Annotated in this window: 9 protein-coding genes; 3 read left to right on the top strand and 6 right to left on the bottom strand. The window is 66.2% G+C overall.

Annotated elements, in window-relative coordinates; all coding sequences use genetic code 11:
* Nucleotides 1-23: 23 nt before the first annotated feature.
* From RMO01_RS11685 to RMO01_RS11675, 3 genes are read left to right on the top strand one after another with little or no spacing between them, the layout of a single operon-like run.
* Nucleotides 24-341: a PadR family transcriptional regulator gene (locus RMO01_RS11685; RefSeq protein WP_309629232.1), complete on the top strand. Its 318-nt coding sequence runs from the start codon at nt 24-26 to the stop codon at nt 339-341.
* Nucleotides 338-877, top strand: coding sequence for a hypothetical protein (locus RMO01_RS11680; RefSeq protein ID WP_309629231.1), 540 nt, complete (start codon nt 338-340; stop codon nt 875-877). Before RMO01_RS11685 ends, RMO01_RS11680 begins: the two co-directional genes overlap by 4 nt.
* A complete protein-coding gene (locus RMO01_RS11675) occupies nt 874-1,239 on the top strand; it encodes a hypothetical protein (RefSeq protein ID WP_309629230.1) in 366 nt (121 codons plus the stop codon). Before RMO01_RS11680 ends, RMO01_RS11675 begins: the two co-directional genes overlap by 4 nt.
* Here the strand turns inward: RMO01_RS11675 and RMO01_RS11670 are convergent.
* Genes RMO01_RS11670 through RMO01_RS11645 form a run of 6 tightly spaced genes read right to left on the bottom strand, consistent with a single transcriptional unit; the run spans nt 1,192 to nt 11,964 of the window.
* Nucleotides 1,192-2,421, bottom strand: coding sequence for an SGNH/GDSL hydrolase family protein (locus RMO01_RS11670; RefSeq protein WP_309629229.1), 1,230 nt, complete (start codon nt 2,419-2,421; stop codon nt 1,192-1,194). The two genes, RMO01_RS11675 and RMO01_RS11670, sit on opposite strands and share 48 nt — an antisense overlap.
* The gene (locus RMO01_RS11665; protein WP_309629228.1) at nt 2,421-3,173 is read right to left on the bottom strand and encodes a glucose 1-dehydrogenase; all 753 of its coding nucleotides are present in this window, start codon (nt 3,171-3,173) and stop codon (nt 2,421-2,423) included. Before RMO01_RS11665 ends, RMO01_RS11670 begins: the two co-directional genes overlap by 1 nt.
* Nucleotides 3,173-4,465 carry an MFS transporter gene (locus RMO01_RS11660; protein WP_309629227.1) on the bottom strand — a complete coding sequence of 431 codons (1,293 nt, stop codon included), beginning with the start codon at nt 4,463-4,465 and terminating at the stop codon, nt 3,173-3,175. The genes RMO01_RS11665 and RMO01_RS11660 overlap by 1 nt, the downstream gene beginning before the upstream one ends.
* A 10-nt stretch (nt 4,466-4,475) precedes the next feature.
* Complete coding sequence (locus tag RMO01_RS11655; RefSeq protein WP_309629226.1) at nt 4,476-6,686, bottom strand: heparinase II/III family protein; 2,211 nt, start codon at nt 6,684-6,686, stop codon at nt 4,476-4,478.
* Nucleotides 6,683-8,893, bottom strand: coding sequence for a polysaccharide lyase 6 family protein (locus tag RMO01_RS11650; protein ID WP_309629225.1), 2,211 nt, complete (start codon nt 8,891-8,893; stop codon nt 6,683-6,685). Before RMO01_RS11650 ends, RMO01_RS11655 begins: the two co-directional genes overlap by 4 nt.
* Nucleotides 8,894-8,937: 44 nt before the next feature.
* Nucleotides 8,938-11,964, bottom strand: coding sequence for a TonB-dependent receptor (locus tag RMO01_RS11645; RefSeq protein ID WP_309629224.1), 3,027 nt, complete (start codon nt 11,962-11,964; stop codon nt 8,938-8,940).
* Between the last annotated feature and the right edge of the window lie 230 nt (nt 11,965-12,194).

The raw sequence follows: 12,194 nt of genomic DNA, 5'->3' as shown, positions 1-12,194 counted from the left end.
CATAACTCGACATATGGCGAGTTATGCAAATGACACGCCCCGCAAACGCTTCCAGCCAGACCCGCGTCCTGCTCGCCCGCTTCGCCGACCAGCCTCAGGCGTGGCAGTATGGCTATGAGTTGAGCAAGTTGACCGGGCTTGGGTCAGGCACCCTCTACCCCACCCTCGCCCGCCTTTCGGAACAAGGTCTCCTTGAGTCGGAATGGAGGCCATCGTTGCAGCCGGGTCGCCCCCCCAGGCATGCCTATCGGCTTACGAGTGCAGGGATCGAGTTCGCCCGAGCCCAATCCGCTCAGCCGGTCACGGCGTCCAAGTCGCGTTCCGGAGAGGCTACGGCATGATCGACCTTACCGCCCTGCTGTTCGACTTCGCCGTTAAGGTCGGCCCTGCCGACCGTGAGATCTGGTTTAGAGCGATGCAGACGGAGTTCGAGTTCATTCCGGCTCCGCAGCGACTTCGCTTCGCAAGTGGCTGTCTCGCGGCGGCGGTTGTCTGGCGAATTTGGACGCCGAATGGGGTGCGCAAGGTAACCCAGGGCGGCCTTGTCGCAGCGAGCGCGTCGCTTGCCGGGCTGGTCACGATCCATGCCCTGCTCGGGACATTTGGGCCGCTTGATCCGATGATGACAGTGCTCGGGTTCACCTATGCGGCGGGAGCCGTCGCAACGGCTCGGTGGGGTCTTCGCGGCATGTCCGTCTTCGCACTGGGCGGTATGGCGCTGAACACCCTGTTTGTGATCACATGGGCGGGTGGCGCCGCGGAGCCGCCGGGGTTTGTCCGCGCCTTGTCCTTAGAGGCATATCTGATCCTGGCGTCATTCCTGGGCATCGCTGCCCTTGCTCATGTCTTGGCCCGTCGCCTTGAGCGCAGCGCATGACCCGGAAGGCTATGTGGCTGCTGGCTTCGTTGGGTCTTCTCTTGGGCGTCCTGCATCTGACCCTCACGCTCCCGATCTACGGACGCCTTTCGCTGGAGGCGTTGTGGTTCGCCGGAAGCGGCCTCGCCGTCGTCTGCTGTGCACTCATGAACGTTGTCGCTCTGCAAAGCAGCCCACCGTTGACTCGGTGGGCGGTCGTGACGGCGAATTTGCTGATTGCGGGATTCTTCGCTGCAGCGTGGCCGCTGCTGCCGAGCCCCCAAGTGGCGGCAGGCTTCATAATTTTTATTGTCTTGGCCGCCTACTTTGGCTTGCTAACCGTGTGGCAAGAGAAAGCCGCTCAGCGCGCAGCCGCCTCGTAAGGCGAGCCTGCTCGCAGGCTCGCCGATGAAGGCCGTCAGGTCTACAGCCCCGGCCATCGCTGCATAGCCCTGGTCATTCGGATGCAGACGGTCGTTGCCGACGAGGTCTGCCTGCATCGCCTCGGGGTGAGCCGGATCCCGGGTCGCCAGGTCGAAGTCGGCGACGGCATCGAACTCGCCGCTGTCGCGGATGAAGGCGTTGATGGTCTGGCGCGCGGTTTCGGAGCGTTCGTCGAACCGCTCCGAGCCGCCGAAGGCCGTCAGCGTCCCCCCGATGACCTTGATCCCGCGCAGATGCAGGCGGGCGATGACCTGACGATAGCTGGCGATGACCTCTTCCGGGGTCCGGCCGACATTGGCGGGATTGCCGTCGTGGCGGATGTCGTTGACCCCCTCGATCAGGAGGACATGGGTGACACCCGGCAGGGAGAGAACGTCGCGGTCCAGTCGGGCGCGGACATTCGGACTGCGTCCATCACGGACGACCTGGTTGCCGCTGATGCCTGCGTTGACGACGACGAAGGCGCCCGGGCAGGCCGCCTCGAGTCGACGATCAAGCACTGACGGCCAATCCGCCTCGGCTCCCAGGGTCGAACTGGAACCTTCAGTGATGGAGTCGCCGAGCGCCACGATCACCGACGGAGGTTCGTCGGTCAGGGCGTAGACGGCGGAGATGAAGCTCTGTCTGCGCACAAGGGGCGCATCGGATGAGACCGCCGCCTCGCCTTCGCCGAGCCGGACCGCCACGCGCCGGACCACGCCGCGCGTCGGGCCGGGCGCATGCAGGCTGACCGTCAGCAGGTCGGACCGATCCAGCGCGATCGGCAAGGGATCGCTGAGCAGTGCCACCCCGACCGGAATGACGATGTCGCTCAGTCCGCTGAACGTCACCGGCAGCACCCGCCCGTCCGGCCCGGCGGCCGTGACATTCTCGAGCGTCAGCGGCTCCAGCCCCACCTCGTTGCTGACCCGCAGGCGGACGGCTTCGGCCGCCACCCCCACCCGGATGTCCTGGCGGATGGTCTGGTTCAGATAGCCCAGCGGCGCCTCGGGCGGGCCGTCGAAGCGCGCCGGGGCGGCAGCAGCCGTCCACGCCGGCCTCCAGACAGGCGCCTCCTGTGCGACGGCGGGCAAACCCGACAGGGCCAGCAGAAGCGCGATCGCGACCCGCCCGCCGCGCATCACGAGAAGAACAGTCCGCCGTTGATGTCCAGGTTCACCCCGGTGACGAACGACGCATCGTCCGAAGCCAGATAGAGGACGGTTTCGGCGACCTCCCCTGAGTTCCCCTGACGACGCAGAGGGGTGCTGCCGGCGACGGCCGTGCGGACTTCCGGCTTGGTGAAGGTGTCATGGAAGCTGGTGGCGATCATGCCGGGGCACAGGCTGTTCACCCGCACGCCCTTCGGCCCCAGTTCCTTGGCCATCGACCGGGTGAAGGTCATCAGCGCGCCCTTCGACGTCGCATAGATGGATGCGCCCGGCCCGCCGCCGTCGCGACCGGCCACGGACGAGAAGTTGATGATGGAGGCGCCTTCCGACATCAAGGGCGCGACGGCCCGCGTCATCAGGTATGCCGACTTCAGGTTCAGGGTCATGACCTTGTCGAAGAAGGCTTCGTCGATGTCCGCCAGGGGACGCCGCTCGACCATGCCGCCGGCCAGGTTGACCAGGATGTGGACCTCCGCGCCGTAGGCTTCCTTCGCCGCGGCGACCAGCGTCGCCACGCCCGTGGCCGTGGTGACATCGGCGCGGCAGACGATGGCCTCGCCGCCCGCCGACTTCACGCTCTCCAGCGTTTCGGCCGCGCTGGCCTCGTCGTTTGCGAAGTTGATCACGACCTTCGCCCCTTCGCGGGCGAGTACCCGCGAAACGTCGCGGCCGATGTCGCGGCCGCCGCCGGTGACGATGGCGACCTTGTCCTTGAGGCGCATTAGTTATCCTTCAGAGCATTGGAGGTGGTCGGCTGGACCGGCGCGATGCGACCGGTGACGAACCACAGGGAGAGGAGGGAAAGAGGAACCAGGGCGGCGACCAGGATGAAGATCGGCCCGTAGGAGACCTTGGTCATCGCCGGCACCAGCCAGGTGGTGATCAGGGTGCCGGCCACGGCCGCCATGCCGCCTATGCCGGCCAGCGATCCGACGGACCGCCCGTCGAACAGGTCGCCGGGGATGGTCTGGATATTGCCGATGGCGACCTGGAAGCCGAACAGGATGCCCGCAATGACCAGCACCGCCATGGTCGGGTCGGTCATGTTCGGCGCAACCATCAGGCACGGCATCATCACCGCTCCGCCAAGCGTCACGCACAGCTTGCGCGCCATGCCGGGCGAACGGCCGGACTTGATCAGTTGACCCGACAACCAGCCGCCGAACAGGCTGCCGATCATGGCCCCGACATAGGGCACCCAGCCGAAGATGCCGATCTGCTTGATGTCGAAGTCGAAGGTCTCAGCCAGGTAGATCGGCAGCCAGGACACGAACAGCCACCAGATCGGGTCGAGAAAGAACCGCGACAGGATCAGGCCCCAGCTCTCGCGGTGTCTCAGCAACTGGCGCATCGTCGGGACATAGGGCGGAGCCAGCGGCCCCTCGGTCGGTTGAGCCTCGGGCTTGTCCAGGATCAGGGCGCGCTCGGCGGCGCTGACCCAGGGGTGACGGTCGGGACCGGCGCGATAGATGATGAGCCACGGCAGGACCCAGATGAAGCCGAGCGCCCCAACCAGCAGGAAGGTCCCCTTCCATCCCAGTCCGACGAACATCAGGGCGATCAGCGGCGCGGAGATGATCGCGCCGACCGAGGCCCCGGCGTTGAAGATGCCCTGGGCGAAGGCGCGTTCCTTGGCCGGGAACCACTCGGCATTGGCCTTGACCGCGCCCGGCCAGGCGCCGGCCTCCGAGATCCCCAGCATGGCGCGGAAGATGCTGAACGACAGGATCGAGTTGGCGAAGGCGTGCAGCGCGATCGAGATCGACCAGATGCCGATCGACCAGGCGAAGCCCAGCCGGACGCCGATCGCGTCGAACACCTTGCCGAACACGAACTGGCCCAGGGCGTAGAACAGCATGAAGACGGTGACCAGGAGGGCGTAGTCCTCCTTGGTCGCACCGATCTCGGGCGCAATCTCGGGCCACATGACCGCCAGAGCGTTGCGGTCGATGTAGTTGATCACCGTGGCGATCGCGATCAGGCCGATGATGACCCATCTCATGTTGGACTTCATCGTCATCTCCTCAGCGATCGAACCGGGCGTAGGGGCCGGTCCATTCCCAGGTCTGTCCGTTCGCCTGGACCGAGTGCGCCGCGCCGGGCGCGACGTCGTCCGCGACGCCCAGGGCGAGCGTGCGGCCTGAGGCCAGCGTCAGCACGATCACTTCGGCCCCCGCGCCGCGAACGCGGGCGATGTCGCGGATGCGGCTCGTCGCGCCCGATACCGTCTCGGCCGTGCCGTCGTAGGCGCCGTGCGGCTCCAGCACCGAGAAGAAGCTGGCGTCGGCCTGGCCCTGCATCCGCTGGATCAGCGCCGGCTCGCGCCTCAGGTTGAAGTTGGGGTCGTTGGCGCCGCTTTCGACCAGCATCGCCCCAATCGGCGACGAGGCTCCGAAGCGATAGGTGTAGAACCGTCCGCCCAGCAGCCAGGTCAGGCTGCGGCTCTCGCCCGATGGCGCGGCGACCGCATCAACCCACAGATGCTGGTATCCGTTCGCATCGCCAAGCACCGGCCGCTCGCGCACCGAATGCTCGGCCTCGAACGCCGTCACGATATGGCCATTGAAATGCAGCGGCAGGTCATAGGTCGTCGTCGCCGTTCCATCCGCGCGGAACAGGTCGATCACGACCGGATAGGTCAGGTCCGGATGCTCGACCATCGCCAGCGTCCGGGTCAGGACGACCCCGTCATAGCCGTTCTCCAGCCGCGCCGAGGCGATCTGCAGCCCGTCATCGACCTCGAAGAACAGGGGCGTCGTGGGATGCTCTTCCCCCCTCTGCAAGTCGCCGCCGAACTGGCTGGCGTGCCCGACGACCAGCGTATTGTGCGCCACCGTCTGCATGGCCCAGCTATCATTCTCGGGCAGGTAACCGCCGCCGCCCTTGGCCTCGACGTTCAGGAACCGCGCGGCGCCGTAGTCCCGCACGATCGGCTGGCCGTCGTCATAGAACAGCATCTCCAGCCGGTCGAAATGGCCGTGGCCCTGACCCTGCTGGGTGTTCTTCATCACGAGGGCCTGGCCCTCCGCCCCGCCGTGACGCAGGAAGACGAGGTTGCCCAGGTCGCCGTTGGGCCCGTCGCGCAGTTGCATGGAGCGGAAGTCGAACGGCCGCGCCGCACCGTCCGCCACGCCCTCGGCCACCGCCAGACCGTCCGGCGACAGGATCGTCCGCCCCTGCCCTTCGGCGATCGACAGCAGTCCCGGGTCACGCGTCTGGGCATAGGCGACGGCGACGCCGGTCACGATCTCCTCGGTATCCAGGCCCTTGTCCGGCATGGCGTCATTGATCGGGAACAACAGGCCCGCATAGGAGGACTGGATCACGCCGTCGACGGCCTTCAGCAGCACCCCGTCGCGTCGCCCGAAGATGTCGCGCTGCGGCTCGTTCTGCTGGATCGCCCGGGCGAAGATCACGAACGGCGCCAGGGCGTAGCGCTGGTAATACGGACCCTCGGCATAGTAGCCGTCCGGCGAGAACAGTTCGTCGACCTGACGAAGGAATCCGGCCCCCCCGTCGTGAGCGGTCCCGTTCAGCGCCCGGTCGACCAGGTCCGGATCACGCAGCATATAGCCTGTCATCCCCACCCCGGCCGTGGCCCAGGTCGCGTGGTTGTGGATGCGGTCGAAATAGGGTGCGTTCTCTTCCGACAGGAAGCGGGTCATGCGGCGGAAGACGTCGTTGTCGATCGTGCGACGCTGGTCCGCCGTCAGGGTGTCGCGGATCGCGTCATACCCCTGCGCCGAATAGACCAGCCAGACGGAGTCGTTCAGCGCCTGCCAGAACAGCCGCCCCTTGACCGGCGAGTTCCCCGCCGGATGGTTCGACAGGGTCGGATAGAGCCGCGCATATTCCAGCAGCATGTCGCGCGCGAAATCGGCATAGGCGCGGTCGTCGGTCAGGCGGTAGAGGGCGCCGGCTCCGTATATGGCCTTGTAGTTGGCCTTGTGCTGCTCATGGGTGACCCCGCCGCCCGGATCGCGCGGCTGGGGGACGTTGATGCCGGCGGCCATGGCGGCGCGGACCTCACGCTCCACCCGCGCCCGCTCGGCGGCGAACATCGGGTAGCGGTCGCCGGCCTCCGCCATCGCGCGCCACTGGTCGATCGAGACCAGCACCGGCGTCGCGTCATCGGCCCGCGCTCTGGCGGCGACTGGGGCGGACTGGGCCAGAACCGCACCCGGCGCACCGGCGGCCAGGGTCGCAAGGACGGCGAGCAGGACCGGACGGGTCATGGCGCGACCTCCATGGGCGTGACGTTGGTGATCAGGTCGGGCGTGTTCTCGAGCGCGTTGTCGGCCCAGACGAACACCGGCTCCCCCACCCGCTTGAAGAAGTTCGGCGCACCCGATTCGACGAAGCGGTTGTCCCGCACCTCGGTCCGCTGCACGCCGTAGAGCTTCAGCGCTCCGGCGTCCTCGCCTCGCCCGCTGCGCTCGAAGGTCGAACCGGTCACAGTCAGGCGCGGCCCGAATGTGCTCTCGTCCGTTCCGCCGCGATAAAGGTCGATGACCGGCCCGGTGACGGCGCGGAAGGTCGAGTCGACGACCTCCACCACCTCGGCGTTGTAGGTGCCCAGGTCCGCCGTCTCGGTATGGCCGGAGATGACCGATCCGGTGATCCCGTCCACCGTCACCCGCTCGAACCGGATACGATCGGCCAGGCTGCCCGGCCCGGCGGTGAAGACGCTGAAGCTTCGATTGACGGTCAGATCCTCGAACGTCGCATCCTCGACAATCAGGGAATAGGCCGCCGCTCCCTGGGCCGCCCGAATCACGGCGGCTCCCGCGATATCCGGTGTCAGCGCGCCCGACACGACGACATGCGACAGACGCAGCGCCCCGCCACGCTGGATCTCGAACAGGGTCGGTCGCGAGAACTGGATTTCCGCCCGCCCCTCGGCCGGACCCTCGACGGTCACCGCGCGGCTCAGAGCGATGGTCTGATTGACCACATAGGTCCCGGCCTGAAGCTGAATCCTGTCGCCAGCCCCGGCCGCCGCGATCGCGCGCGTCAGACTGTCCTCGCCGGGCGCCACAGCATGCGCCACGCCGCTGTCCAGCGCCGCAACCGTCCGCGTCTTGGGGTACCAGCGGACGCCGGTCGCCTCGCGCGGAATGAAGGTCAGATTCCGCGCGGCCCCGACGCCCTCCAGTCCCTCTGGCCGCAGCACGCCGTCATCACCCTCGACCAGCGCGACCGTCTCCGACCGGACCCCTGTCAGATCGTCCGTCGCCGTCGGCGCCTGCACATTGCCCTCGAAGGCGATGCCCGACATGTCCCCCAGGACCCGCACGGGGTCGCGCCCATTGCGGTTGACGATCAGGTTGTTCGCGAACCTGCTGTTGATCGGCGCCGCCGACCGCTCGGCATCCATCCCGGCGCCCAGCAGAATCTCGCGCGCGTCGACGAGGGTGTTGTTCTCGATCACCGCCCCGTCCACCTGGACATAGCGATGCACCGGCGAGTTCGGCACGCCGTACATGATGGTCAGGGCGCTGCCGAAGCCCGCCCCGTCCAGCCCCTGCATGACATTGTTGCGGATGGTGTTGCGGCGATTGATGACCCGCACCCCGCCGGAGTTCACCACGCCGTTGCCCAGAAAGACGTTGTTCTCGACCAGATTCCCGTCGCCGTGTCTCAGCACCATGGCGCCCTGGGACTCGAAGAAGACATTGCCGCGATAGGTGTTGCCGCCCGACTTGTTCGAAACGATTTCGACCTCTCCATTGGTGTGCTCGAACCAGTTGTTTTCGACCGTGGTGAAGCTCTCCGAGGCCGACTCGTGGCTGGTGCCGACGCGGATCGTCTCACCGCCGTTCGAGCCCAGCACAGGACGGTCGCCGAAGTAATTGTGGTCGATCCGGTGGTGGTTCACCACGCCCTGCTGCGGATCGCGGATGACCACCAGGGTCGCCCCCGCATTGGTCTTGCCGGTCAGCTGGTTGTGATCGAAGCGGTTGTGCTCGCCGTACAGTGAGACCCAGTTGTCCGAGTCGGCGCGGTCGGGCTTGGAGAACCCGTCAACCACCACGCTGGTGATGCGGCTGTAGTTCGCACGCTCGGTCAGCGACCGGCGAAACGACAGCACCTCCCCCGTCGGCGAGAAGCCGTCTCGGAACACCAGGTTCGACACCACCAGATGCTCACCCGCCAGGCTCAGGTTCGACCGACCGGTGAGGGTCACTCCGCCTAGTGTCTGGGCCGTCAGGGTGATGGGCCGATTCCCGGTCCCCTGCCCAGTGAAGACGATCTGGAAATCCCGCCACTCCCCGTCCGCCAGCGTCAGGGTGTCGCCGGGCTCCAGCCGACCCAGTGCGGAGGCGTATTCCGCCTGGGTCCGCACCAGCGCCGACTCAGCCACGGCCAGCGACGGCGGCGCGCCGATCACCGCGGTCGCAGCCACGATGGCGATGAAAGGCGCCTTCAGGGCCGACGTCATCTGATCTCCCGTCCCGTGTTCGCCTGTGTCGGTCCGGGCATCATCTAGAAACGCAGGCTCAGGCCCGCCGTCACGCGTCGATCGGTCAGGCCGTTGTAGCAAAGCAGCGCGTCGTCATTGATGCAGAACTCGTTGGCGTCTTCCCGGGTCAGGTTAATCGCTTCGATGCCGACACTGGCCCAGCTGGTGATGTCGTAGTTGACGCTGGCGTTGAGCTGGCCGCGATCGTCGCTGACGCGGGGCACGTCGAAGGCCGAGGTGAAGGCTTCGGTGTTCAGGAAGTCGGAGCGCCAGGTGTACCGCATCCGTGCGCTCAGCCCGTCCCGCTCATAGTATAGTGTCGTATTGAACGAGTATTTCGACAGGTTCTCGAGCTCGATCTGGTCCTGCGGCAGGGTGGTGAAGCCGAGATCCCGCGTCGTGTTCCGCGTCAGGCCGATGGTCCGGTAGTTGGCGACGTCACCGCCTGTTTCCTGGTAGGTGAAGTTGCCGATGAAGCCGAAGCCGGACATCCAGCCAATCCGGTCTTCCCATTGCGAGAGATCATACTGGAAGGCCATCTCCACGCCGGTCTGTGTCGTCTCGCCGTCGACGTTGAACGTCGAGGTCAGCGGCACGCAGATGCCGACCTGACCCCGCGCCGGGTTGTTCTGGTTGATGATGGCGATGGGGTTATAGATACCGCCGCCCGGGCATGCCTGATCGCGGCTGCGGTTCACGACGCCGCCCACCGCATTGTCGGGCGGGCTTTCGGTGACGCTGGCGAAGAGGTTGTCACGCACCTTGTGGAAGACGCCCACGCTGAGCAGACTCGACGGCGCGAAATACCATTCGGCCGACAGGTCGAACGACAGCACGGCTTCCGGCTGAAGGTCGGGGTTGCCCCGGACTACGGCCGTATTCTCGCTGGTCGCGAAGGTCACCGATGACGACAGGTTGTTGAAGTCCGGACGGCGGATATCGCGCGCGATCCCACCCCGGATCACGATGTCCTCGGTCGGTTCGGCCACCAGGTTGAAGCGCGGCAACCAGAACTCATAGGAGGCGTCGTTTTCGGCGCGCGTCGTGGTCCCGCCGGTCGCGACCGTATTGCCGACCGAGTTCAGGTCCGTGGTGACGTACCGCAGGCCCGCATTGCCGCGCACCGGCATGCCGAAGGCCTCGGTGTCGAAATTGGCCTGCAGGAAGGCGGCCGTCGTGTCCTCCGTGATCTCGAAGAAGGCGCTCGCCTGGGAGGTCGGCACGCCGATCAGGGGGATGCTGGACCCGTTTGCCGTGTTGCTGGCCGTGATCGCGGCGTTCAGGGCGGCCAGGGTTCCCGCCGGATCGCTGAAGGCGCGCGCCCCGTCGATGATCAGGAAGTCCGGGAAGTACAGACGCCGGTCATCCGCCGCGTTGAAGTTGTCCGGACCGGGGATCAGAAGGCTGGCGAACCGGTCCCCGCTCGGCCGGAAGAACGACGACGTGATATTGGTGAAGCCGGTCGTGCCGGTGACGTTGTCGTTCAGCACGCTGGTCTGGTTCCAGCGCAGGCCTGCGTCGATCGAGCTGATCACAGGCAGGATATCCGTGGTGTCGTAGGAGGCGTCGAGGCGCAGCGCCTTTTCCTCATTCTCCCTCAGGCTCCGCGACTGGGCCACCTGTTGCAGTCGATAGTTGGCCGGGTCCCGCAACATCGCCGCGGTCGGGGTCGACGCCAGTCCCTGGGCTATGCCGAACTGCAGGGTGCCGCCGCGCAGATCGAATTCGATCGGCACCCCGTTGGCGAGCGTGACACCGGCGGTCGGACGCGGCGAGTTGGGGTTCACGAACTCCAGGGTCGTGTTGAAGCTCGGCAGGACCGAGTCCGACGTCGACAGCGCCGCCTGGCCGCTGATCGACAGCCTTTCTCCCTGCCACTCGCCGCCGAACGAGAACACGCGGCTCTCGGTCACGCGGGAGCCAGTGTCGCTGGTCGTGCGCAGGAAGGGCGCCACGTTGCCGGTGAGACGAGGCTGGATGATCCCGGTCAGCGCCGCCTGCACGGTTCCCAGGTTGATGTCCCCGTTGGGACCGTTGGCTGTGCCAAGGTTGACGGTCTCGAACGATGTGTTGTCTGTGTTGTCGACGACGCCGTTGTCCGAAACCGTCGAGATCTGAACAGTCGAGCTCTGCTCCGCACGCTCCTGATCGTTCAACACGACATCGGCATAGAATTTCAGACCATCGGTCGGCTTCCACTCCGCCGAGCCGGCGAAGTTCTGGGTCTCGTATTCGAAGTTGTCGTAGTCCTGGTTGAAGAACTGGATGCGCAGGAACGGGAAGGCCTCGGCGCTCGCACGGCCCGAAGTCGGGGTCACGACAGCGTCGCGGTCGACGCGCGGTCGGAAGGCGGCGACGTCCTGTTCGGCGTAGCTGAAGCTCCCGACCAGGCCGATTTCACCTATGCCTGTGTCCCAGCGCCGACCGATCGTGCCGGAGTAGCGCGGCGTCGCCGTGTCTGACAGGTCGCTGTATTCCGACTGGGCCCGGAACGCGAACAGCGGCTCGGTCAGCTCCAGCGGACGAATTGTGCGCAGATTGATCGTCCCGCCGACGGAGCCTTCGATGGTGGCCGCTTCCGGCACCTTGATGACCTGGACCGAGCTGATCATCGAGGCGGCCAGGTCGTCGAAGCTGATGCCCGAGCGGCCCGAGCCGGAGCCGACCGTGGAGACCCCATTGATCTCGACGCGGTTCGCGTCCGTGCCCCGGATCTGCACCCCGCGACCGACGCCCGCCTCACGGGTGATCTGGATGCCGGTGACGTTTTCGAGGACCTCCGCCAGGTTCTGGTCGGGCAGCTTGCCGATGTCCTCGGCCTCGATGACCTCGACGAGGTTGTCGGCATTGCGCTTCTGGGAAAGTGCGTTCTGAAGGGAGGCCCGGATGCCGGTGACGATGATCTCGTCGACCTGATCGGTCTGAGGCCCAGCCGCCTGCCCGTCCTGGGCGAAGGTCGGCCCGGCCGACAGAATCACCGTGCTCGCGAGCAAAATCGTCGCCAGTCGTTTGTCGCCCACCCGAGCGCGCGTGGTATTGAACCGCATCATCCTCAGCCTCCCAAATGTATTCTTTTTGTTACCTGAAGGCTGGATTGGCATGGTGATCGTCTCAACCCATTTTGAGACTCCTTCTCGTAAACTCCCAGACCACTTGGCAGGACCACTGGTCTTGAACTGGACAATTGGCTGGCGCTGCGGTCAGAGCGTTGCTGACCTGCAGGACCCCTCTCCTGACAATTTGGGCTCGCAAGCTGTCGTCGCTTGGCCAAGCCCTTGCC

The organism is Brevundimonas sp., from assembly GCF_031412435.1.
Classification (GTDB): Bacteria; Pseudomonadota; Alphaproteobacteria; order Caulobacterales; family Caulobacteraceae; genus Brevundimonas.
This window is presented reverse-complemented; position numbering and strand designations above follow the sequence as displayed.

What these genes read in the sequence shown, in the direction of transcription:
- RMO01_RS11685 (WP_309629232.1), top strand. Translation starts at nt 24, where the DNA reads ATGCAAATGACACGCCCCGCAAACGCTTCCAGCCAGACCCGCGTCCTG.
- RMO01_RS11680 (WP_309629231.1), top strand. Translation starts at nt 338, where the DNA reads ATGATCGACCTTACCGCCCTGCTGTTCGACTTCGCCGTTAAGGTCGGC.
- RMO01_RS11675 (WP_309629230.1), top strand. Translation starts at nt 874, where the DNA reads ATGACCCGGAAGGCTATGTGGCTGCTGGCTTCGTTGGGTCTTCTCTTG.
- RMO01_RS11670 (WP_309629229.1), bottom strand. Translation starts at nt 2,421, where the DNA reads ATGCGCGGCGGGCGGGTCGCGATCGCGCTTCTGCTGGCCCTGTCGGGT.
- RMO01_RS11665 (WP_309629228.1), bottom strand. Translation starts at nt 3,173, where the DNA reads ATGCGCCTCAAGGACAAGGTCGCCATCGTCACCGGCGGCGGCCGCGAC.
- RMO01_RS11660 (WP_309629227.1), bottom strand. Translation starts at nt 4,465, where the DNA reads ATGAAGTCCAACATGAGATGGGTCATCATCGGCCTGATCGCGATCGCC.
- RMO01_RS11655 (WP_309629226.1), bottom strand. Translation starts at nt 6,686, where the DNA reads ATGACCCGTCCGGTCCTGCTCGCCGTCCTTGCGACCCTGGCCGCCGGT.
- RMO01_RS11650 (WP_309629225.1), bottom strand. Translation starts at nt 8,893, where the DNA reads ATGACGTCGGCCCTGAAGGCGCCTTTCATCGCCATCGTGGCTGCGACC.
- RMO01_RS11645 (WP_309629224.1), bottom strand. Translation starts at nt 11,964, where the DNA reads ATGATGCGGTTCAATACCACGCGCGCTCGGGTGGGCGACAAACGACTG.